Source organism: Gimesia maris (genome assembly GCF_008298035.1).
Lineage (GTDB): Bacteria > Planctomycetota > Planctomycetia > Planctomycetales > Planctomycetaceae > Gimesia > Gimesia maris.
Genome location: NZ_CP042910.1, coordinates 2,504,882 through 2,531,325 on the forward strand (window position 1 = coordinate 2,504,882; position 26,444 = coordinate 2,531,325).

Below are 26,444 nucleotides of genomic sequence, written 5' to 3' on the forward strand. Positions count from 1 at the left end.
CTGGTAATCCTTCTTCAGCGACGCATGTCTACCTGGATGATTCACCGAGCTATACCATTTCTGCCACAGCGACTGATGAAGATGGTATGTTTAATTCGAATTCCATCGTTATCTCTGTACTCAACGTAGATCCCGTGCTGACGATTAGTGGTAATGCGACCGTTGACGAAGCCGCGATCTATACACTCAGTCTGGCCTCATCAGATTCCGGGACCGATACAATTACGGAATGGTCGATCGACTGGGGTGATGGCAATGTAGAAACGATTGCAGGGAACCCTTCAGCAGCAACGCATGTCTTTGCCGATGGCACGGACAGCTTTAACATCAGCGCTACGGCTACGAATGAAGATGGTACGTTCAATTCGAATTCGATCGTCGTATCCGTGCTGAACGTCGCGCCGACACTGACCATCAGTGGAAACGCGACTGTGGATGAAGGCACCACCTATACGCTCAACCTGTCTGCTTCCGATCCCGGTCCCGATACGATTACGGAATGGTCGATCGACTGGGGTGACGGCAATGTCGAAACGATTGTCGGTAATCCTGCAACGGCAACACATGTTTTTGCCGATGGTGCAGACAGTTTTACCGTCTCTGCGACTGCGACCGATGAGGATGGCACGTTTAATTCGAATTCGATTGTAGTTTCCGTATTGAATGTCGCACCGACACTGACCATCAGTGGAAACGCGACTGTAAATGAAGGCGCCACCTACACGTTAAACCTGTCTGCTTCCGATCCGGGTACTGAGACAATTACGGAATGGTCCATTGACTGGGGTGACGGTAATGTGGAAACGATTGTCGGGAATCCTGCAACGGCCACACATGTTTTTGCCGATGGTGCAGACAGTTTTACCGTCTCAGCGACTGCAACCGATGAGGATGGCACGTTTGATTCGAATTCGATTGTGGTATCCGTTTTGAATGTCGCACCGACACTGACCATCAGTGGGCCCGCGACTGTGGATGAAGGCGCCACCTACACGTTAAACCTGTCTGCTTCCGATCCGGGGACCGATACGATTACGGAATGGTCGATTGACTGGGGTGACGGCAATGTAGAAACCGTAGCCGGTAATCCATCGTCTGTCACACATGTTTTTGCTGATGGTGCAGACAGTCATACTGTTTCTGCGACTGCGACTGATGAAGATGGCACGTTCAATTCGAACTCGATCGTGGTTTCCGTTCTGGACGTTGCACCGACACTGACCATCAGTGGAAACGCAACCGTCGATGAGGGAGTTACCTATACGTTGAACCTGTCCGCTTCTGATCCAGGGGCCGACACGATCACGGAATGGTCGATTGACTGGGGTGACGGTAATGTGGAAACGATTGTCGGGGATCCTGCAACGGCCACGCATGTTTTTGCTGATGGTGCAGACAGTTATACCGTTTCCGCCACTGCTACCGATGAAGATGGCACATTTAATTCGAATTCGATTGTGGTTTCCGTATTGAATGTCGCACCGACGCTGACCATCAGTGGACCCGCGACTGTAGATGAAGGCGCAACGTACACGTTAAACCTGTCTGCTTCCGATCCGGGTACTGAGACAATCACGGAATGGTCGATCGACTGGGGTGACGGTAATGTGGAAACGATTGTCGGGAATCCTGCAACGGCAACACATGTTTTTGCCGATGGTGCAGACAGTCACACCGTCTCTGCGACTGCGACCGATGAGGATGGCACGTTTAATTCGAATTTGATTGTGGTTTCCGTATTGAACGTTGCACCGACACTGACCATCAGTGGAGACGCGACCATTAATGAGGGAGCTACATATACGCTGGCACTCAGTGAATCTGATCCTGGAATTGAGACAATCACGGAATGGTTGATTGACTGGGGTGATGGTAATGTGGAAACCATCGTGGGTAATCCATCGTCTGCCACTCATGTTTTTGCCGATGGTGCAGACAGTTTTACCGTCTCAGCGACTGCGACCGATGAGGATGGCACGTTTAATTCGAATTCGATTGTGGTATCCGTATTGAACGTCACACCGACACTGACCATCAGTGGAAACGCAACCGTCGATGAGGGAGCCACCTATACGTTGAACCTGTCCGCTTCTGATCCAGGGGCCGACACGATCACGGGATGGTCCATCGACTGGGGTGACGGTAATGTAGAAACGATTGTCGGGAATCCGTCTACCGCCACACATATTTTTGCCGATGGTGCAGACAGTTTTACCGTCTCTGCGACTGCGACTGATGAAGATGGCACGTTCAATTCGAATTCGATTGTGGTTTCCGTGTTGAATGTTGCACCGACACTGACCATCAGTGGAGATGCGACCGTCGATGAGGGAGCCACCTACACGTTGAACCTGTCTGCTTCCGATCCGGGGACCGATACGATTACGGAATGGTCGATCAACTGGGGCGACGGTAATGTTGAGACGGTGTCCGGTAGTCCTTCGACTGTTACGCATGATTATGCAAATGGTCTTTCCAGCTATACGATTTCTGCGACGGCCACGGATGAGGATGGAACTTACAACTCTAATTCGATCGTAGTGACTTTTATTGAGTCAACTCTGCAGACGCTGGTTGAGGGGACTGATTTTGTTGTCACGCGCAGTATCGAATTTGAGGTACCTGAAAATCCATCAGCAGTGCAGCTTACATTTACCGGGCTTCAATTTGATACAACTGATACGGATGATATGAACGATGCTTTCGAGCTGGCGCTGGTCGATGCGAATGGTCAATCGCTGGTTGCCATGATCGATCAGGATCATGATGCGTTCTTTAACAGTACTGAGGGTGAGTCGTTCCAGAATGGGTTGGGCGTCGAATATAACGCTTCCACAGGGACCGTGACAGTTGATATCTCACACCTGGCGGCCGGTACGACAGCGACTCTGATTGCCCGACTGGTAAATAATGATGACGATACGACCACAGAAGTCACAATCGATACACAACTTGCTTTTGTAGAATCACCATTCACGAGTCCGTCTGCTTCCGTTCCCGCTGGATATCAGGGCGAGACTGACAACGTGGATGATAGTGATTTAACCGATGTGACCAGCATCATGCAGGTAGATTACACTACCACTTCTTTTAACGATGCAGACAATCAGTTGTTAACGGGAATCACTTTGACACATGCCGGATCTTATGACATTTATGGACCGGTTCTGGTTGGCATTCGAAATATCACTTCACCTGCAGTGTCTATGGGAAATGTAGATGGATATACGGCAGAGGGGATGCCCTATTATGATATCACTCATCTGTTAAACGACGGAACGTTTTCGCCTGGCGATTCCATATCCGGTCTGAGCCTGACATTCCTCAATCCACAGGAGGCGCAGTTTGATTATGATCTGGTCGTTCTGGGGCATTTGAATGTTGCTCCGAATATTACCAGTAATCCAGAGCTGGAAGTCGTAGCAGGTCAGACCTATCAGTATGATGTTGACGCCACGGATCATGAAAATGGGACTTTAACCTACGAATTGGTTTATGGGCCAGATGGGATGACCATTGATTCCCAGACCGGCGTGATCAGCTGGGGAACGACCACAAACGAAGTGGGAACCCACTCCATCGCTGTGAAAGCCGTTGATCCTCACGGTCTGTCGGATACGCAGACATTTACGCTTGAGGTAACGGAAAATATTCCCAACCGACCACCCCAGTTCACGTCCTCTCCGGTCATTGACGCTTATGTAAATACAGAATATCTCTATACCTCCAGCGCTACTGATCCCGATGGCGATTCCCTGTCATATGTTCTGGTCAGCGGCCCTGATGGGATGATCAACAGTCAGACAACATCGCTTGATCCGATAACCTGGCTTTCTCTGGAGAACAGACGCGTATCAATAACGAATGTGCCTGCTGTCGTCAGTCTCGAGTTGGATCTGGCATCTGGGATATTGTCGGGAGAACTCTACTATAGCGACGAGTTCACAGTCGCATCATTTGAGGTAGATTATGATGGGGACGGAGAGGGAGATGTTGTCGTCTCAGCAACTTTAGAGGACACAACATTCAGTATTCAACTCGATAGTGCAGAATTGGCGCTGGTGGATACGATTAAAGTGCGAGCCATTGATGCCTTTTACTCAGCCGAACCATTACCGTGGACTGACGTAGATGTGACGGGAGTGACATTTACTCCCACCCCGGGATTCTCAGAACTGGAATTCTCCAGCACGACCAGAACGATTTCTGGTACCGTTGACAGCAGCCTGAATTTATACCAGCCTTTCATTGAGCTGGATTACGATTTTGATGGCGTTTTTGAAACAGTGATTCCCGTCAACCTGGTAGATGGAACGTTCAGTTATACCCTCGATGCGGATTTACTGGATGCCAGCGGTAATGTAACTATTCGCGTTTCCAGTTTCGATAACAGCCAGGGAGGCTTCAGCTGGACGCCGACTGCGGATGATGTAGGGAAAATCTTCCAGGTGACCCTGCTGGCAGACGATTCGAACGGCGGTCTCTCGCAACAGATGTATGAGATCTATGTCCATCCTCAGGAGGGCAATCATGATCCGGTGATTACCAGTGAGCCTGAAGAGACGTTTGAGGTGCCAAACCAGTCAACCAATCCCGCCTCTGGGGACGTTGACCCCACTGAAATCAATATTGCAGTGGCTCCGGGTGCGACTGATACACAAACAATTTCGATTACTTTACCACCAGTAACGACAGGTTTTTCAACTGATATTGTGGTAGTCGTTGACGTCTCTCCTTCCATGGGAGAGGAACTCGAGTGGCTGAAAACCATGATTCCTGACCTGAATAATGCTTTGATCGATGCCGGTATTACGGACAATCGATTCGCTCTGGTCGAGTTTCTCGGTGATGCCAACATTATCAGTAATGATGCAAATGATCCCCAGGTCGCCCTGACACTGATCGGACCCGGGAATACCGTAGTGGACTCGGTATCGGTACCTCTGACTTCGGTGCGCGCGGCAATAGATCAGTTTGTTTTACCTGCAGATGGTGATTACAAACTCATAGTAGGATCTCCTTATACTAATGATGAGTATAGTGTGGTCCTGGATCGGGAGCGGGATGAGAGTGTCGCGGTTTCCGGGCTCGGGGATTTTCAGGGATCGATACAGGCAGGGGAAGAAGCAGTCATTACATTTACTGCCCCGCAGGGATTTCAGTTATATCTTGATTTACTGGAGGGTAATACAGGTCCATTACGGTTCCAGATTGAATCGCCTTCAGGTGAATCAGTGTTACTGCAATATCTGAACGATTCTTATACTTATCTGGATCAATTGCCAGTTCTCTTATCCGAATCTGGCACATATACCCTCACAGTCAGGGGGACCAGTCCGACAGATACAGGAAACTACAATGTTCGTCTGAGCGACTTTAGTGGTCTGACGACAAATCTGACGTTGAATACGGCTGTCAGCGACAGTATTTCTGAGCCGAAAGCGAGCAAGTTTTATCGCTTTACGGGAACGGCAGGACAAACTGTCTTTTATGACTCTTTTGATCAGGAAAATCTGTACTTTGAAGAACCAGGATATGAATATTATGAAGTGACACTGATTTCTCCTACTGGGAAAAAAGTGTTTGTGAACGGAGAGTACTCTGGAGATGGAGATCAAGGGGTATTTGTATTACCAGAAACAGGCGACTATACGCTTGTGATAAATAGTAAAGATACTGAGACCATTGACTTTAATTTTCAGATTCTGGACCTGCAAACCGCAGGATCACTGGTATCCGTCGACTCGACAATTACCGGCAGCCTGGATCCAGCAGCAGAAACAAACGTGTATCGATTTGATGTGACCGCGGGTGACGAGTTTACGTTTGATCTTACTGCACGTTCCGGTTCAGGCAGTGCCTACTGGGAATTAATTGATCCGTATGGCAGATCGATTTTTAATACTTACATGAGCTCGGCAAGTGCTGCAGACCAGTCTCCGGGTACGCTGCTGTCAACGGGAACCTACTCTCTGTTAATCAAAGGAGCTACTGCCAATCAGGGGGATGTTGACTATTCCTTTGAAATCGTAACATTGGGCTCAACGACTCCCACAACACCTTCCGGCGATCTGAAATCCCTGGGTGAAGTGGTGCAGGGGAACATGCAGTCAAATGGGGAGCAGGATACTTATCTGTTTAATATTTCTGCAGGTCAGACCGTGTTCTTCGATTCCCTGGAAGCGGAGACTTCCAGTATGTCGGTCAAACTCATTTCACCAAGCGGCCACGAGATTGTGTCGACATCTTTTGTCAAAGATAACGAACTGATCAATACTGAATTTTCAATTGAATATTCTACAGAATATGAAAACCCCTGGCCGGTCACGTTATGGGAACCGGGAACTTACCAGATCGTGATCGAAAACCTGAATAGTACTCCGGGAGATTACGAGTTCCGTCTCCTCGATTTATCAATCCAGCCGGAGTTGACATTTGAATCGATCCTGTCCGGGGAATTTCCTGCCGAGGAAAAACAGGATGTCTATCAATTCTCCGGTCAGCGTGGTGATCGGATTACTGTTAAGTTGGATGCATTTTCAGATTCCGCTGATTTTATCAAGAAAGTCTCAACGGTAGATACATCGGGAACAGAAGATGGTTATAACGGTCTAGCCGGGGCTTTGTCGTTGCCATTCCGTGAAGATGCTGCCGTGAATGTGATTCTGATCACAGATGAGAATCGCGATGTGGTAAATCAGTCACTCAACTATAACAATATGCTGGAGCAGCTGAACGCCATCGGAGCAACCCTGCATAGCATGGTGATGCTGGATATCAATGCGCATCCAGATGAAGGCAGCTTCAGTTATACGCTTGATCCTGGTCTGATTGATGCGAGTGGAACGGTTCAGGTTCGACTTAATGACTACTATGAGTTTGAACTGGATCCGGAATGGATCACGCTGGCGGACACGACCCTGACGAATGTACCAGGCTTTGAATCCATTTCATTTGATGAAGTGACGGGCACTGTGTCTGGTGTCTTTGATATGAGTCTGGGATACCAGATTCCAGTTATTGAAGTTGATTATACTCTGAATAATTACACCAATATTTCTTTCTACCCGGACGATGTTCCCAGCGCTCTGGGCCTGACTGGGGAAACTGCTTCGGATGCGGCGTTCTTTTCGGATAACAGTTACAATACGTTATCTTCACAAGCAGTCGATGCTTCAAATTTATTGTCAGCAGAAGTCAACGGCTTTTTAGAAATTAACTATGATGAAAATACGCATGTACTATCAGGGACTTTAGACCCGGGTCTCCCCTGGTTCACTCCTGTTGTGTACGTGGATTATGATAAAAATGGATCTCCGGATGAGAGTGTCTATCCGAATGCAGAATACGAATTCAGTATTGTATTGGATAGCGGCTCGGTACCTGCAAATCTTGACTTTAATGTGAAAGTGGCCGACGAATTTGACTTGCCCTGGATTTCGATGATGAGATATGAAGGTTTTGATGAGCTGAACCTTGATGATCAGACAGGGGTGCTCTCGGGGATTGTTGATCTTTCACAAGGCTATACCGATTATCTGATTGAGATCGACTATGACCAGGATGGTTCCGCAGATGCGTCAACGTCTGCGAATGCGACCACTGGTGTCTTCAGTGTTGCACTCAATGCAGCTCAGATTCCCTCTAGCGGTTCCATTAATGTCCGGCTGACTGACGATGATACTCAAACGCTGTCTTGGGAAACACTGGATGCTTCAGCTTTAATCACATTTACCGGAGTCGGCTTCGATTCCTACTATCTTAAAAATTCCACAGCAACACTTGCCGGTATTGTGGATTTAAGTCTGAACGCAGATTTGTACCGAATCGAAATCGATTACAATTCTGATGGAGTCTTTGATCCCGTTGCAATCGCGGATAAATATACTGGCGAATTTTCTTTGAGTATCAATCCCAATCTGCTGGCAGGAAATGGCGAATTTGATCTCCGACTGATTGCCGGATATGGCGATTATTATACGACAATCGTAAATGAAAATCTGTTTTACAAACCGCTACGATCTTATCCTCCCCATCCCCAAAGTACCGAAGCCGATAATTATGGGACTGAAGAAGAGTATGTGGATCTTGCGTACGCAGCCGGGGGAACGGCCTGGAGTATTGACCAGTTTCGTGGACAATACGGAGTTACGACTTTAGATGAGACTCTGAACGCAATCGCATTTTCTAAAGCTTTTGTATCAACATTGACGCAGAACATTTATGATCAGCAGGATCTTGATCTCGTTGCAACAGACCCTTCCGTTGAATTCACGATCCTGGATGAGCAGGTGGAAGATGGGGTTGCCACATTTACGGTTCAATTTACGGGAACTACAGAAGGTCATTCATTTGATCTCCAGTTTGTTCAGCAGGATGAACCAGGGATTGTATTTGGCTCGATTCCAACTACGATTCAGCTGGGTTATCTCTACGATGTGAATGCCCTGGATGTGGATGGTGATACGCTCACTTACGAACTGGTTGGTGATACTCATGGAGCTCTAATCAATTCCGAAACCGGCATCATGACCTGGTATCCAGAAGACACGGGTGAATACACCTTCACAGCTTTGGTGACCGATGGAAATGGTGGCCAGGACACTCAAACCTGGACTGTTACGGTAACCGAAACCGGGGCAGACAATGTTGATCCTGTGATCGATGATATAGCCGACATTACCACTGAAACCGATCGCGAAATCACAATTCAGTTGACTGGATCCGATACAGACGGAGATGCCCTTTGGTTCTATCTCGTTGACGACACTGCCAACGGAGCACCGATTCCCGTTGGCATGACAATTGATTCGACTACGGGAGTTGTCTACTGGAATCCGACAGAGGAACAGGAGGGGATATATACGATAAAGGCCCGCGTACTCGACAGTTTTGGTGGCATCGATGAAACCAGCTTTACGATTACCGTTAATGAACCGGCTGAATTCACAAATAACCGACCTGTGATCACATCTTCGGCACCACTTTCGGCACTGGAAGGTGTGACTTACCTGTATGATCTGGATGCCACCGATGCCGAAGGAGACCGGTTGACGTATGAACTTTCTGTTGCTCCCGAAGGAATGGCAATTGATGGCGATACCGGGATGATCGCCTGGAAGCCGACCTATAAACAGCTGGGATACACCACCGTGGTCGCGCGCGTCACAGACGCTTTAGGCGGCGTGGCTGTCCAGGTCTTCGAACTAAATGTTACCTCAACCAACGAAGCACCCGAAATCACTCCTACTCCCATTGAAGCGGCCGGTCTGGATCTGCTCTGGACGTATCAGGTCGAAGCCAGTGATCCGAATGGTGACATTCTTGTTTATCGTCTGGACCAGGCATCGCTCGATCGTGGCATGACAATCGACTCCACCGGTCTGGTCTCCTGGACCGCCACCGCGACAGGCGACTATCAGGTGGAAGTGACTGTCGACGATCAGCGGGGCGGTACGGCAACTCTGCAGTTTGTCTTGCCAGTTCGCAATAATGCCGCACCGGTCTTTGAAAGCAATCCACCGGCTCCGGCCTTTGTGGGCGAAGTCTATATTTATAATATTGTAGTCTCCGATCCGAATCTCTCGGACACCGTAACCCTCAGCCTGGATGCAGATTCGCTTGCACGGGGAATGATCCTGACCGGAAATGTCCTCACTTGGACTGCGCTGCACCTGGGTGATGTCGCTGTGACCATCTCTGCCGATGACGGGCAGGGGGCGGTTACCACCCAGTCCTTCACACTGCCCGTAAAAACGCCGGTGGTAGTCAGCGAACCTCCGGTCATCACTTCAAGACCGTCGGGGCCTGCCTACGCAGAATTGCCGTGGACCTATACGGTGACAGCAACGGACGTGGACAGCGATGATGCTGCTCTGTTCTATTCACTTATGTCGCCCGAACAGGTCACCGGGGTGATTGAATTTGATACCGTGACACATACATTGACCTGGACGCCTGCAGTCGGTGATGTGGGAACCAGCCAGTCGTTTACGGTTCGGGTTACCGATTCGGCAGGGTCCTGGAGGGAACAGTCCTTTACAGTACCAGCGGTTGCGGTTCCTGTGCAAAACGATCCTCCTGAAATTACCTCGATTCCCACGGGACCGGCAGTGGTGGGAACCTCTTACTCATACCAGGTGACTGCTTTTGATCCCGAGGGAGAAACGCTGACGTATTCCGTGGATTCCGCGTCGGAAGCGGTCGGTATTACCATCGACAGCACCACCGGTCTTCTGACCTGGACCAATCCGCCCGTAGCGGGAAATCAGAGTATATCCATCACGGTAACGGATGAAGCGGCAAACCAGTTCATTCAGACCTTCACGCTGCCCGTCATTACTCTAAATCATGGGCCGGAAATCACATCGGTACCGACCGGCCCCGCTTACATTGATGAAGCCTGGTCCTATCAGATCAGTGCCAGCGACGCAGACGATGATACGTTGACATACAGTCTGCTGTCTCCTGAAACGCTGCCCGGAAATGTCAGCTTTGATGATCAGACAGGAATTTTGATCTGGACACCTTCGACCGGTGAAACAGAATTGAGCTTCACTGTCGAAGTCTCGGACGGGAATGGTGGCTTAGCGACACAAAGCGTTACCATTCCTGCAGTGCGACATAATGAAGCACCCGAGATTACCTCCATTCCCTCAGGGCCCGCCATTGAGGGGCAGTTGTGGACTTATGTAATTGATGCCACCGATCCTGATAATGACATGCTGACCTACTCACTGGTGTCTCCGGAAACTCTGCCGGCAGGTGTCAGCTTTGATGATCAGACCGGTACCATCAGCTGGACGCCGGTCGCAGCACAGAACCCGGATGGCCTCAGCTTCACGGTCCGCGTGGAAGACGGCTTCGGCGGCTATGCGGAACAGAGCTTCACAGTCCCTGTTATTACTGCGCCGACTTCAGGTGGCGGCGGTGCACTACCAACAATCACTTCAGTGCCGGAAGGGCCCATCTACGCGGGTGAGCTCTGGACATACGATGTGACCTATAATGAACCAGACGGCGATCCGACCATTACTTTCGATGTCCAGTCTGATGTCGCCGGCGAAGATATCAGTATCGATGGAAACGGCAGTCTGACCTGGACCCCTTCTGTCGCGGGACGATATACGATTACGGTGTCTGTAGATGACAACGCTGACGGCATCACCACGCAAACCTTTGAAGTCGATGTTGTCGAGCACAACCTGCCTCCGGAAGTGACCTCGACCCCGACAACAAATATCAGGGTCAACGAATACTGGTCCTACCTCGTTCAGGCGACTGATCCGAATGGGGATACGCTGACTTACTCCCTCGACGAGGATTCTTTAACGCGTGGCATGACAATCAATGCCACAACCGGACGCATTCTCTGGACTCCAGATACCGTTGGTTCGTACCCGGTGGTGGTAACTGTCGACGATGGTAACGGTTTAACCGCAACGCACTCCTTTACGATTGCCGTCAATAATGCAAATCCGGAAATCAACTCACAGCCGACCGGGCCTGCCTATGTGGGTACTCAATGGTCTTATCAGGTGATCGCCACCGATGTAGACGGCCATGCTCTGCAGTACGAACTGCTCTCACCGGGTGTATTGCCCGATGACATGCAGATTGATGCCAACGGCTTATTGACCTGGACACCCACAACGACCGACCCTGTCGATATCGAAATCAAAGTCAGCGACAGCGCTGGCGGCTACCGTACGCAGTCGTTCACTCTGGAAGTAGAAACGGTTGTACCTCCGAATCAGTCACCCGTGATTGATTCGATTCCGGTAACTTCGGTGGAATTGAATCAGGTTTATCAGTATCAGATCGATGCCTATGATCCGAATGGAGATGACTTGATCTACTCGCTGAACTCAGCACCCGCTGGAATGTCCATCGATGACGACGGCCTCATCAGCTGGTCGCCACAGACGCTAGGTGAGTACAGTGTGGAACTGGTCGTTGAAGACCCGGCAGGTCTGCAGTCAACGCAAACCTTCACGCTGCTCGTGACGGCTCCCGTGGTGCTCAACGAAGGTCCGGAGATTACCTCCACTCCCACCGGTCCTGCGATCAAAGATCGTGCCTACCAGTACCGGGCCATCGCCAGTGATCCGAACGGCGATGTCATTACCTGGTCGCTCGATCCGGTATCCGTAGTCGGTAATATGGCAATTAACGCCACAACTGGTCAGCTGACCTGGACGCCGGCGGATGATGGCACTTACTCTATAACCGTCATCGCGACCGATTCGCATGGTGCCGCAGCTTCTCAGACCTTCAGCCTGGTTGTGCTGAAGAATGCGGCTCCCGTCATCACTTCCACGCCGGATCAATCCGTCGATATCAATGTCGCTTACAGTTATGAAGTCAGCGCCAGTGACCCGAACCCCGGCGATACAGTGACATTCGCTCTGACCGACAGTCCCGCTGGGGCAACCATCGACGCCGAAACCGGCCTGTTGAACTGGACCTCCAGCACACCCGGACTCTACAGCTTTACGGTTACCGCCACCGACCAGGACGGTGCCACTGGCTCACAAACTTACCAGCTGCAGGTGATTGACCCGGTCAATAATAACGCCCCTGTGCTTACTTCAGCTCCTCGTTCTCAGGTGCAGGTCGATCAGCGATTTCTGTATCAGGTGGAAGCCTTCGATTCGGACGGCGACACTCTCTCTTATACGCTCGTTTCCGGCCCTGCAGGCATGGTGCTCGATTCGAAGGGGCTGCTCGACTGGACGCCCACGGGCGCCGATGTCGCCGGCTCGCCGCACACCTTCACGATCCTGGTCGAAGATGGGCGGGGTGGCAGTGTGCAGGCATCGTACGACATCAATGTGGTCAGTGAATTCGTCAATACCGCGCCACAGTTCACAACTTCTCCGTCTACCAATCTGGTGGTTGGTAAAACCTACACCTACGATGCCAACGGCGTCGATGCGGACGGTGATACAATCCTGTTCCGTCTGGTCAATGCACCTGACGGCATGACCATTGATGCGAAAACCGGGCTCGTCCAGTGGACTCCTTCGATTGACGATCTAGGCGAACACACGATGACAGTCCGGCTCGTGGATACCTATGGAGCCGGCGTGGACCAGACCGTGACGCTCACGGTCCGCAGTGTGAATCGTCCGCCGATGATTACCTCCCGTCCGCCTACGCAACTTGTGATCAACGACAGCTATGACTACACCGTACTGGCTAACGACCCCGATGGTAATACGCTGACGTATTCACTCGGCGATCAGACCACGGCGACCGGCATCACGATCAATTCCGCCACAGGCGAGATTGACTGGACCCCCACAACAGCAGGCACGTATCGCATTCATGTGAATGTGTTCGATGAATACGGTCTGGGGGTTGCTCAACTGTATGATGTGGAAGTCCTGGGGGCTCCGCCGAACTTCGCACCTTACATCACCACCAGACCGGCCGTCGAAGCCGAAGCAGGGGCGCTCTATACCTACGATGTGGATGCTTTCGATCCGAACCTCAGCGATACGATTACCTTCTCGCTGGTCGCCCCGGATCCGCTGCTGGCAGACATGACCTTCGATACGAATACGGGAGTCATTGCCTGGACGCCTGATGTGTCGCTCATCGGGCAACTGGTACAGTTCAAAGTCGTCGCCAGTGATGGCAGTCTGACGTCAACCCAGAGTTACAGCGTCCGCGTGCAGCCTGTCAATGAACTGCCTGATGTGGGAGAGATTGGCGATATCACGCTTTCCGCCGGTGCCTACTTCAATTACGGCGTCTATGCCTGGGACGGGAACGCAGACCCGCTGACATACTCGCTCGATCAGGCGTCCCTCGATCGTGGCATGACAATCGACAGTACTTACGGCCTGATCAACTGGCAGACCGACATCGACGATATCTCGGCCACGCCGTACGACGTGACGGTGACTGTCTCCGACGGACGGGGCACACCGGTCACTGAGGAATTCAGTATCACCGTGGAAGCCGACCAGACGGCACCGGATGTGACGATCACGCTGTTAAATAACAGTGACAAGATTGGGGAAGAACTTTCGATTCAGGTCTTCGCCACTGATCAGGTAGGTGTCACTGCCCGCACGTTGACGCTTTACAGCGTGACTCTGAACGAAACGACAACCGTGCTCAATCAGACGCTGGCCATCGACGCGAACGGAATCGCCCGACTCACGCTGACGGAAGACATGCTGGGCACGCTGACCTTTACCGCCAGCGCCGTTGATGAAGCGGGCAACGAAGGCACCGCCACCCCGGTCGAACTGCAGGTCCTGGACCCCAGCGATCAGAACCCACCGACTGTGACGCTGACTTCGCTCAGTTATTACCAGGAAATCACAGCGCCGATTGACATCCTCGGTTCGGTAACCGACGATTCACTCGACAACCTGAGCTGGACTCTCTCCGCCATCCCCCACGACGGCGGCGCAACTAAAATTATCGCCAGCGGAATCGGCGAATTGACGAACGAAGTCATCGGCCGCTTCGACCCCACGCTACTGCGAAACGGCATCTACACCATCGAACTGGAAGCCACCGACGCCGGCGGCAACGTGTCATACGACAGCGAAGTGATCAAGGTAGACGGAAATCTGAAGCTGGGGAATATGACAGTCTCTTTCACTGACTTGGAAGTTCCTGTGTCGGGGATTCCGATTACAGTGACGCGAACATATGACACACTTAATTCCGATATTGAAGGAGATTTTGGATATGGTTGGTCGTTGGATTTCAGCAACACCAAAGTACGCATTATTCTACCAGAAGGAGGAGATCCTGGACTATCCGGATACCCGATCTTTGAAGATGGAACACGTATTGTAGTTACCTTGCCTGACGGTACGGAAGAGGGCTTTACATTTAAACCTCAAAAGCAGGTTTCCGGATTTATTCAGACGGCTGATTATCTCCCAATGTTTGTACCCGATGTCGGAGTTAAAAGCCAGTTGATAGTAGGTAAACGCTACATTCGAAAATTAGGTGATGGCTACATTGATATGGAAACAGGCATTGGTTATTCACCTGCCAATCCTCTTTTGGGAGGGGCTTATACACTCATCCTGAGAAATGGGGTCGAACTTGCTATCAATGCCGAAACTGGAGATCTTTCCACAATCACAGATTTGAATGGAAATCAGATTACATTTACCGGTATGGGAATTGAAAGTAATGCTGGTCGAAGTATTGAGTTCGAGCGTGATTATGCAGGACGTATTAGTGCGATTATCGACCCCACAGGCAACCGTTTGGAGTATTCCTACGATACCGATGGAAACTTAATTTCCATGACGGATCGTATAGGAGCAACGACCCAGTTTACTTACCTGGATGACGTGAATGATCCGGAGCATTATTTAGACGAAATCATAGATCCGTTGGGGAGATCTGCTGCGAAGACCGAGTATGACTCAGATGGACGTTTAATTAAAGCTATTGATTCTGATGGGAATTCGATTGAATACGACTGGAGCCTTGGTACTAAGCAGCAGAAAATTTCAGATCAACTTGGTAATACAACAATTATAACTTTTGACGATTCGGGAAATATTGTTCAAGAAGTTAATCCAATAGGTGGAATGACAATACGAACATATGATGAACATAATAACTTGGCAACCGAGACAAAAATTGTTGGTCAGATAGATTCTCAAGCAAACGGTGAGGAAAACGATTTAACAATTACCTATCAATATGACGAGAACGGCCAGTTGATTTCCTATCGAGATTATTTTGGGAACACAACGGTATCAACTTACGATCAAAATGGCAAAATTCAGTCTCAAACGAACCAGTATGGAAATTCTGTTTCAACCAACTATGGTCGAAATAGTCTTCCTAGTGAATTGACTGATGTATCAGGTAATATCACTCATGTTATATATGACAGCCAAGGAAATGTAATAGAGTTAAGAGATACAGATAACAGTATTATCTTTGAGACTACTCACAATGATTATGGTGAAGTTCTAACAAGAACGGATCGAACAGGACAAATTACTCAGTATGCATATAACACTAATGGTGACACTATTGCCGAATGGACTTTTTATGGGGAAGGTGTAAACAAGACTCAATTGCTCGTTTTGACATACTATGATGAAGAACGAAATATTCTTAAAACTCTCAAAGCCAATTTACCTGTGGGACATTTCATTGAATCAGGATTTGAGCATGTCGAAGTTGATAAGCAGTATGTTACAGATTCAGAAGAATTTAACTTTAACCTGACAAGGCAGATTACGAGTAGTTTAGATCAAAATGGGGATTTGACTGAATACCTTTATGATAATCGTGGTCAACTGATTCAAAAACGGACAGAGATGACTGATGGTAATGGAGGGACAGTATGGTTGATTTCAAAGTATGTTTATGATGTTGTTGGTCGGCTTGTCGCGTCTACTGATCCATATAATGAAGGTACTTTCAATCCAATTTATGGATCTATAACAACATATGATCCTGTTGGAAATGTTCTAGAGTATGAAACTGTAAGTGGAATCGATATAGCGATTAGAAATGGGGAAAGTATCCTTGTATCTAAAGGTTCAACACTTACGAAATCTATAAAAGATTATGACCAATTAAGTCGCTTAATAACAAGTGTTGACCCTAATGGAAACGAGATACACTATACCTATAATTCTAAGGGCCAGATATCTGAGACTCGTCGTCAATCACAGGATGAGTCTGGTAATGTTGTCTGGTTAGTGACTCGTACAATTTATAATTCAACTGGCCAAGTTGCCATTTCAACAGATGAATATTTGGAAGGAGAAACATCTTCGATTACTGCTCGTCAAATTGAATATGACAGTAACGGAAGACAATTTCGTGAAGCCGTTGTCGAAGGTTTACAGATAGACTTGGTTGATGGCGAATCAATATTAATTTCAGCTGGAACTGAGATCTCATATGCAATAACAAAATACAATGATCAAGGCCTGGTCACACAGACTATTTCAGATACAGGTAAGATTGTTGATTATGAGTATGATTCTCTTCGTCGTAAAACGGCGATAATTGGACCGGAAACAGTTGTAGATGGAATAATTCAGCGGGATAGAAGTGAACTCAAATATAGCTATCAGGGATATGTTGAATCGGTCCATGCCAATCTTGTGCAATTACTAGACGGAACAATTGACCGTTCCGGAGAACGAATTACAAGCTATGAATATGATGAATTCGGAAACCAGACAAAGACGATTTATCAAAACGATTTATTCATTACTAGCGAATACGATGACTTGGGGCATCTGGTTGCTGAAACCAATGCGATGGGACAAACCAAGTCGTATGAATATGATGAGCAGGATCGATTAATTAAAGTTATTCTGCCTGCTGTCACTGATCCAGAGAATAGCGGACAATCAATCAACCCCACCTATAAATACACCTATGACGCTTTAGGGAATCAAACCTCCATCACGGACCCATTGGGTAATCAGACTTTATTTACCTATGATGAGCGTGGAAAACAACTGAGCCGTACATTACCAGATGGCTCAGTTGAAAATTTTACCTATGATGCGCGGGAACGGATGTTGACTCATACTTCATTTGAAGGAGTCATTACAAAATACATTTATGATGACAGTCAAAGTGGTTCAGGAAGATTAACACAAAAACAGTTCTTCAATGACGCAGCCAGTTTTCAATCTGGTAGCGGAATACCTTATGAAATCTTCTCTTATGTGTATGACGCATTCGGTCGCGAAGTCAGTGTCACACAGCAGTTAGCCAGTGAAACCCGAACCACTACAACAGTCTACGATTCCCAAGGGCAGGTGATCCAGGTTGATTCACCGGAAGGGGTCGTCAATTACGAATACGATCAGTATGGTCGTAAAACCCGCACCTATACTGGTGATCCGAGTGACCCGGTCACCGATACACTCTATACCTATGATGCTCTGGGACGCCTGGCGACAGTGAGTGTTGTTGAACGCAATGACGAGGTGCTGGCGGTTCCGGAAACCACAACCTATGAGTATGACCTGGTAGGGAACCTGGATCAGACGATTCTGCCCAATGGGGTAATTACCGATTACACCTACGACGAACTGAATCGCCTGCAAACGCTGACGCATTACCAGACCGATGAGACACCGGAAGATCTGTCGGACAATGACAAAATTGTCTTTGAATACGTAGTGCGGGCCGATGGTAAGCGGACGAAAGAAACCGAGACAATTTACCGCGACGAAAACGAGAATGGCCAGTTCGAATCCAGTGAAATCAAGACAATAACCACTGACTGGACGTATGACGAAGCAGGACGCTTGATCGATGAAGTCTTCAGTCATTATGACGATCTATTAGATCAGTCATCCCATTTTACATACGACTTAACCGGGAACCGTCTGGAGCAGCAGGTCGAAAAAGATTTTGATGGTGACGGGGACATCGATAAAAAGACAACCACATACAGCTATGATGCAAATGATCGTCTGCTTTCTGAAACGACAGAACTGGACGATAACAATGATGGATCTGTTGAATCCACCAGTACCACGAGCTACAGCTATACCGGTACTCAACAGACCGGAAAAACGGTCAGTGAAGGGGGAGTCAACCAGTCAACGACTTCATTTACCTATGACCTCCAGGGGCGGATGGAAACGGTCACTATCACCACTCTGGATGGGACCGGAACAGCGACCCGTATCGAAAAAACGACGTATGATTACGATGCGAGGGGAATTCGTGTGTCCGCTCTGTATGAGGTAGATACCGATGCCGATGGTATTGTCGATGAGACAACCAAAACTGAATATCTGAATGATCCCTATAACTTTACAGGCTATTCTCAGGTCATTCAGGAAACTGAATATGATGAGAACGGTGTGATCACAAAACGTGTGATTTACACAATCGGTCATGATCAGATCAGCCAGACAACCATTGAGTATGTGAGTGGATCTCCCCAAACAACACAGACGCTCTACTTCCTGGCCGATGGACATGGTAGTACACGTGTTCTGGCTGATGCTGCAGGTGCTATTGCCAGCATTGCTGGAGTAGAGCAGCTCTTCTTCTATGATGCATATGGCAATCTGCTGAATATGTCAGCTAGTCAGGCAGCGACTAGTTATCTCTACAGTGGTGAGCAATTTGATGCTAAGATCAGTCAGCAATATTTGAGAGCGCGGTACTATGATGCCACTACTGGTCGATTTAACCGCTTGGATCCGTTTTCAGGGCACACTCAAGACCCCCAAAGTTTACATAAATACCTCTACACTCAAGCAGATCCAATTAATGGAACAGATCCAAGTGGCTTGGAGACTCTTCAAGGATTGATATCTGCAATGGGGAATGCTTTTTCAGCGGCGATGCCATATTTAAATGCCGTTTCCTTCATTTTGAATGGAGCTGCAGGTATTCAACATGGGTTAATGGCATTTCATTCCTTTAGAACTGGAAAGTTGCTAGATGGAATACTTTACTCTGTTTGGAGTGCTGTAGACTTTGGTTTTGCAGTTCTATCACTATTAGGGATTAAGAGACCACCAACGCCACCAGCAGTTCCTTTTGTTGGAGGAGGGGGGCTAGTTGCAGTTGGTGTTGGTAGAATCAAAACAGTAGAGCAAGTGGTCCCATGGGCTATTGATACTCCTGTGATAGCGGGGTGGCTTGCTCAATGGGCTTATCTTTATGCAAAACCAGTTGCATTAGGGTTAAGTGGTGCATTTTCTGTCAATAGAGGTAGTAATGGCTTTGGTAATAATTTCAATTATGCATCAAGCGAAGGGCATTATGCCGAGTGGGAGTTAAGAGACCCTAGTGGCAAATTAATTGCAAGAGATATTGAAACTAGTGGAACAGATTTTTCGAATCCTGGTAAATTAACCTTTCCTGAGCAGTCGTGGTATGCACATACTGAAGGTAAAATAATTTCAGATTTATATGATAGTAATCTACTCCAACCTGGACGGTTTTTAAATATTGATGGAATTCTTGCTCCATGCTCTCACTGCAGAGGAATTATGAGATGGGCTTCGCAAAAATTTAATATGACAATTCAATATCTGGGTGAAAATGGTGCAACAATTTATAAAAATGGAAAAATTCATGATCCAAATATTCCATTTTAAAATGATTGAAATATTGAGTTTTTTATATTTCGACTAAAATACAATACAATAGTTTTAGTTAGTTTATGATCGGGATTTAGATATGGATTTATTGTTATATTTAGAATTAAATCAGGAAAAACAAAAAGAATATTGCTTAGAAATTGAGGAAAAAAATTCCGATTTCAAATTTATAAAACTTGGGGATGGAATAGATATTCTTCCAACTTTTTGTCATAAAATAAGTAATCTACAAGTGAAATTAATTCCTTCAAATGAATTCAAAATGGGGTTGTCTAAAAGAGAAGAGGAAAAAGCCCTAGCGATCAAGAATCCACTTCCAGTATGCGTTTCCAGTATGAGGCCTGTTCATAATGCGAAAGTGGAATCCATTTTTGCTTCAATCTACCCCATCTTACCTTCTGACTTTCACTATATTACTAATGAAGTTTATGAAGATGCTGAGTTTGAATCTGGAAATCCTGTTAGGCTATCTTATGATGAAGCTGTGGAGTTTTTAAGTACTATAGGCGCACGCTTACCTCATGAAGAAGAATGGGAATGTTTCTGTCGTGGTTTATCCAAAGAATTGTTCTATTTTGGTGACTATTTGCCTGGGCGACAAGAATTAGAACAATACGTTTCTGAAGAGTTTACAAAAGACATCAATTTTAAACGAAATAAATTTGGGTTTTTTGGACTATTTACGGGAGAATGGTGCTGCGATTTATTTAGAAGTGATTATTCAAAAGAAGCTTCTGTTGATGAGGGGGTTTATGTTGTTCGGGGTGGTGGATCCGCACTTTGGCCATGGCAAGGAGATGATTGGGTATGGTGTATGTCAGCTAGCCGCTCTCCAGCACGTAGTTTCTCTATAGATGGCATGAATGATGATTCATTTCCACCGCTTTCTTATCTTGAACGCCATACTCTTCGTGCAATATGGACGATCGTTGAGTAATAGTTTACCTCTAATCTGAATTTCAGAGGTAAATAAATGCATAAGATGATTGTGGTCTGCTTTTCAAAAACTTGTACCAGCCCTGATGAAGGTTCTTAGCGTCCTTTTGACGAGGAGAACTATTGATGAACAAGCGAAGAAAACGTCACAACCCCGAGCAGATTGTCCGCAAGCTGCGTGATGCGGATGCGATTCTGAATGCCGGTAAAGTCTGGCTTCGCTGCTGCGGGACCTGGAGGTCAGTGAATCGACTTACTTGCGCTGGCGGAATCAGTACGGCGGCATGAAATCGGAAGAAGCCAAGCGTCTCAAACAACTGGAAGACGAGAACAAGCGACTGAAAGAACTGGTCGCCGATCTGTCTCTGGATAACAAAATGCTGAAATATATCTCGGAGGGAAACTGGTAAGCCCTTCCCGAAAACGAGCCGCCGTCAACGCGATCCAGGGTGAGTTCCATGTCTCTGAGTGGAGAACCTGTGTGGCTCTGGATCAGGCACGTTCCACTGACCAACCTTCATAAAAACTGGTACAGGTTTTTAAGGCAGGTCATCTAGCCAGAGTGTCTTGATGGTGAAAGGCCTTGAATCTGCACTGCGCAGGTATACTTTCGCGATCAAGCAGTATTGTCAGATCAGACCGCAACGGGGGAGTAACCGTTTCAGCAAATACACGGTCTATCAACGGTCTGAACTGAATCACTGCCGGTTCAGCGTCGTCGGGGACGGTGGGCTTCCGGGTGATGCTTCAGCCATTGGTCCGGCAGCAGTTCTTCCAGACGATCGTGTCCTTCCGGTAAGCGTGCATGATTGTTTTTTTTGAATCTGCTATCGTGAGCGGTTTCTCTTATCAGGAGGTCGGCGATGGCGAATCAGAATGCACTGTCCCCGGATCTGGCTAGGGTTCGGGATCGATTGTCGGGGTGGCGGGAGACAAAACAGCCCGGGGCGCGGATTCCCGCACCCTTGTGGGAAATGGCGGTCAGGCTGGCCGGCAAATATGGTGTGACACGCACCGCCCGGTCATTGAAGCTTGACTACTATGCGTTGAAAAAGCGGGTTTTTCTGGCGGAAGAGCAACCAGCGGAAAACGGGGCGGCATTTGTCGAATTGCCGTCCGTCTCTGCCCCGGCTCCCGCATGCGTGATCGAGTGGGAGGACCATGCCGGAATGTTGCGGGTCCATCTGACAGGTTATCAGGCCGCCGATATCGCGGTGGTGGGACGCAGCCTGCGAGGCTCAAACTGATGCTGGCTATTACACCGCAGATGAAGATCCTGGTCGCCACCCAACCGGCGGATTTTCGCAGGGGCATCGATGGACTGGCACGGTTGTGCAAAGACACCCTGGGTGAAGACCCCTTCGCGGGGACGGTGTTTTGCTTTCGCAATCGCAGAAAGACTGCCATCAAGGTGCTGGTGTATGATGGCCAGGGTTTCTGGCTCTGTCACAAGCGTTTTTCCGAAGGGCGCCTTCACTGGTGGCCCGACGCGCGAGATACCGCCACGCAACGCCTGGCAGCTCATCAATTGTCGGTTCTGTTCTCGGCCGGCAACCCGGAGCGAACGGGAGCTGCCCCCGACTGGCGGCCCGTGGGCCCCCGACTGGCGGCCCGTGGGCCCCCAGGCTTGATCGTCGCATCAGACAATTGCTCTTGCCACGCTGCGACAATCAGGGTATTCCTTCACTGAGCGAACGGACTTGGAGGCTCTGTGTTTGCCACGGATGGTGGATCATGAATCGGAAGAAACCGGAGGTCATGGAAGTGGATCACAAACGACTCCAGGATGTGGCGGACCGCGCCAGGCAATCGCTGGCTCATCAAGATGCGGAGCTGATCGAGCGGGTTTTTGAATCCTATGAATATGTGGCGGGCCTGATTCAAGAAAAGAACATGTCGATCGGCCGGCTGCAGAAGATGCTGTTCGGCGCGAAGACGGAGAAGACCAGACAGGTCGTGGGCAATTCTGATCAGGCCGATGCCGAGCCGAACTCCGGCAAATCCTCGGAGCATACCGGGGACACGGGCGAAACCGAATCCGACAAAAAGCGGAACGGCAAACCACCTCCCAGGGGCCACGGCCGAAACGGAGCCGACGCGTATCGCGGGGCCGAGCAGATCGAAATCCCTCACTCCTTGCTTCACGCCGGTGATCCTTGTCTGGAATGCGGGAAGGGAACCCTCTATCAAAAGCTGCCCCGCACTGTGGTGCGGATCACAGGCCAGGCTCCGCTGGGTGCCAGGACCTATGCACTGGAACGCCTCAGCTGCGGTCTGTGCGGCGCGGTCTTCACTGCCGCGCTTCCCCGGGAAGCCGGCCGCGAGAAATACGATGCCAGAGCCGGTGCGATGATCGGCCTTTTAAAATACGGAAGCGGGCTTCCCTTCAACCGCCTCCAGGGTCTGCAGGGGAACCTGGAAATTCCTCTGCCGGCCTCGACTCAGTGGGATGTGGTTTCCACTTTTGCCCCTCTACTCAATCCGGCTTTTGAAGACCTCATGCGAGAAGCCGCTCAGGGAACGATTCTCTACAACGACGACACAACCGTGAAGATTCTGACCCTGATGGGAGAACGCCGGATTCCCTTCGTGGACAATCCGGACCGCACCGGTCTGTTCACTTCCGGCGTGATTTCCACGCGGGATGGTCGCCGCATTGCGTTGTTTTTCAGCTCGCATCGGCACGCCGGCGAGAACCTGGCCGAGGTACTCAAGCAGCGCGCAGCCGAACTTGAGTCTCCGATCCAGATGTGCGATGCGCTCGCGCGGAACATACCCCGGGAACTGGGGACGATCGTCGCCAACTGCCTGGCCCATGCCCGCCGGCAGTTCGTGGAGATTCACGATCTGTTTCCCGCAGAGTGCGGCCACGTACTCGAAGCATTAAAGATCGTCTATAAAAATGATGCCACTGCCCGGAAAGAGGGGCTGTCTTCTGAAGCACGTCTGGAGTTACATCAAGCCCACAGCCAACTGGCGATGACGGAATTGAAGAGTTGGCTGCATCGGCAGTTCGACGAAAGGCTCGTCGAGCCGAACTCGACTCTGGGCACCGCCGTCAATTACCTGCTCAGACACTGGGAGAAGCTGACGCTCTTTCTGCACAAAGCCGGAGCCCCGCTGGACAATAACGTCTGCGAGCGGGCTCTGAAAAAAGCGATCTGCCATCGCAAAAATTCACTTTTCTATCGCACGCAAAACGGAGCCCGCATCGGCGATATGTTCATGAGCCTGATCCACACCTGCGAGCTCAATCAGGCGAACCCCTTCGATTATCTCACCGAACTCTTCCGCCATCCCGGCGAAGTCGCCGCCCATCCCGAACGGTTCCTGCCCTGGAACTACCGCCAGACAATCGCCGAACTCCCCGCCGTTGCTTGAGCCCCCGTCGGCGGCTGGCCTCGCTTCCTGAGTGGCCCGCCAAATAATTCACAACGGAAAGATTTTGCACGCTTACCGGAAGGACACGCCGATCTGTCTCTGGATAACAAAATGCTGAAATATATCTCGGAGGGAAACTGGTAAGCCCTTCCCGAAAACGAGCCGCCGTCAACGCGATCCAGGGTGAGTTCCATGTCTCTGAGTGGAGAACCTGTGTGGCTCTGGATCAGGCACGTTCCACTGACCAACCTTCATAAAAACTGGTACAGGTTTTTAAGGCAGGTCATCTAGCCAGAGTGTCTTGATGGTGAAAGGCCTTGAATCTGCACTGCGCAGGTATACTTTCGCGATCAAGCAGTATTGTCAGATCAGACCGCAACGGGGGAGTAACCGTTTCAGCAAATACACGGTCTATCAACGGTCTGAACTGAATCACTGCCGGTTCAGCGTCGTCGGGGACGGTGGGCTTCCGGGTGATGCTTCAGCCATTGGTCCGGCAGCAGTTCTTCCAGACGATCGGCGGCGTGATCGGTGATCCGTGCCAACACATCGCGCAGATAGGCAAACGGTTCTACCTCGTTTGCTTTGCAACTGGCCATCAGACTGTAGTGCACGGCGGCGGCTTGGCCGCCCCGGTCACTGCCGACGAACAGATAATTCTTCCGGCCGATAGCACAGGGACGCAAGGTGCGTTCGGCCAGATTGTTGTCAATCGACAGAATGCCCTCTGCACAATACCGCGTAAACCCGGACCAGCGGCTTAACAGATATTGCATCGCGACTGCCACCGGACTTTTCGGTAACAGACTGCGCGCGGTTTCCGTCAACCAGTCGCAAAACGTTTCCAAAATCGGTAACGCCTTGTCCTGTCGCAACTGTCGGCGGTGTTGCCACCAGCGTTCACAGTCCGCCGGCTGTGACAGATCCAATTTCAATTCGCCGGCCTCCCGTTCAATCGCGTATAACTGCTGGATAAACAATAATGCCCGGTGTGCGGCTTCCGGCTGCACGGTCCGCGCATCGTAAAACTTGCGTCGCGCATGTGCCCAACATAAAACCTGATGAATTCTGCCCGAGCGGTACAGCTCTTCGTAGCCGGCATACGCGTCAGCCTGCAGATAACCGCGAAAGTGTTTTAAAAACGCCTGGGGACCGGCGCGTTCCCGGTTCGGGGTGAAATCATAGACCGAATACGGGTGCGCGGCATCGCCGCAGTAAACCCAGGACCGGCCGGTCCGCGTGCGGGAAAGCCGTTGGTCCTGGACGGGAATCGTTGTATCGTCCGTATGCACGACACTGGATTGCAGAACGCGACTTTTCATCAGATCAGTCAGCGGTTGCAGTAATTCCGCAGTTTCCAGTACCCAGCGGCTCATCGTGCTTCGCGAAAGCTGTACGCCATTCCGGCTGAGAATGGATTCATGACGATACAGGGGGAGATGATCTGAGTATTTCCCCACCAGGATCGTCGAGAGCAAGCCGGGGCCGGCGAAGCTTTTGGCAATCGGCCGGGCAGGAACTGGAGCCAGCGCCACATGCTCTTCACACTCCCGGCACGCGTATTTGAAACGTACGTGCTCGATTACTTTCAGGCTGGCAGGTATGAATTCCAGCTGTTCGTGGCTGATTTCTCCGATCCGCTGTCGCGTCTGATTACAGCAGGGACAGAGTTTTTCCGATTCGGTCAGGTCATGTTCTACCCGTTCCCGGGGCAGATGATCGGGCAGCTTGTTACGGCCACCACCATGACGGCGATGTGCGGAAACCGCCGTGGGAGGAGGTTCATCGTCCTCGGGGTCGGTAGCTTCCTCGGCAGCCTCGGGTTCGTCAAACAGGCTCATTTGATTGGGAGCGATCTTTTCGGAACGAGCGCCAAAGCGTTGTCGCAGCAGCCGCTCAATGAAATGTTTGAGCTGCTCGACTTCCCGCTGTTGCTCTCCCACGGTCTCACCCAGCTGGTGAATCATGTCGTGACAGGACTGGACGTCGCTCGGCAGTGAAGATCGTTTCTGGTTCATGTCCCACGTC

At 49.7% G+C, this 26,444-nt stretch carries 6 protein-coding genes and 1 pseudogene (1 of these 7 cut by a window edge); 6 read left to right on the top strand and 1 reads right to left on the bottom strand.

Annotated elements, in window-relative coordinates; translation table 11 throughout:
- From GmarT_RS09365 to tnpC (GmarT_RS09390), 6 genes and pseudogenes are all read left to right on the top strand, one after another.
- Positions 1–20,096, top strand: partial view of a golvesin C-terminal-like domain-containing protein gene (locus tag GmarT_RS09365; protein ID WP_149302566.1) — the 3' portion only. It extends 17,749 nt beyond the left edge of the window; the window shows 20,096 of its 37,845 coding nt (coding positions 17,750–37,845); the start codon falls outside the window, past its left edge; its stop codon occupies positions 20,094–20,096.
- An 82-nt stretch (positions 20,097–20,178) separates the two neighbouring features.
- Positions 20,179–21,036, top strand: a complete 858-nt coding sequence (locus GmarT_RS09370) for a formylglycine-generating enzyme family protein (RefSeq protein WP_002649281.1) — start codon at positions 20,179–20,181, stop codon at positions 21,034–21,036.
- Positions 21,037–21,161: 125 nt separating this feature from the next.
- Positions 21,162–21,436, top strand: a pseudogene (locus GmarT_RS29900) (transposase); the annotation flags it as partial.
- A gap of 462 nt (positions 21,437–21,898) precedes the next feature.
- A complete protein-coding gene (locus GmarT_RS09380) occupies positions 21,899–22,282 on the top strand; it encodes a hypothetical protein (RefSeq protein WP_002643562.1) in 384 nt (127 codons plus the stop codon).
- Between the two features lie 20 nt (positions 22,283–22,302).
- Positions 22,303–22,725 carry an IS66 family insertion sequence element accessory protein TnpB gene (gene tnpB / locus GmarT_RS30335; protein ID WP_369010747.1) on the top strand — a complete coding sequence of 141 codons (423 nt, stop codon included), beginning with the start codon at positions 22,303–22,305 and terminating at the stop codon, positions 22,723–22,725.
- The gene (gene tnpC, locus GmarT_RS09390; RefSeq protein WP_149302568.1) at positions 22,689–24,416 is read left to right on the top strand and encodes an IS66 family transposase; all 1,728 of its coding nucleotides are present in this window, start codon (positions 22,689–22,691) and stop codon (positions 24,414–24,416) included. Before tnpB ends, tnpC (GmarT_RS09390) begins: the two co-directional genes overlap by 37 nt.
- Positions 24,417–24,859: 443 nt before the next feature.
- Here the strand turns inward: tnpC (GmarT_RS09390) and tnpC (GmarT_RS09395) are convergent, their stop codons facing one another.
- Complete coding sequence (gene tnpC / locus GmarT_RS09395; protein WP_233468682.1) at positions 24,860–26,434, bottom strand: IS66 family transposase; 1,575 nt, start codon at positions 26,432–26,434, stop codon at positions 24,860–24,862.
- Between the last annotated feature and the right edge of the window lie 10 nt (positions 26,435–26,444).

Excerpts from the sequence above, each read along its gene's own strand:
- GmarT_RS09370 (WP_002649281.1), top strand. The coding sequence starts at position 20,179 with ATGGATTTATTGTTATATTTAGAATTAAATCAGGAAAAACAAAAAGAA.
- GmarT_RS09380 (WP_002643562.1), top strand. The coding sequence starts at position 21,899 with ATGGCGAATCAGAATGCACTGTCCCCGGATCTGGCTAGGGTTCGGGAT.
- tnpB (WP_369010747.1), top strand. The coding sequence starts at position 22,303 with ATGAAGATCCTGGTCGCCACCCAACCGGCGGATTTTCGCAGGGGCATC.
- tnpC (WP_233468682.1), bottom strand. The coding sequence starts at position 26,434 with ATGAACCAGAAACGATCTTCACTGCCGAGCGACGTCCAGTCCTGTCAC.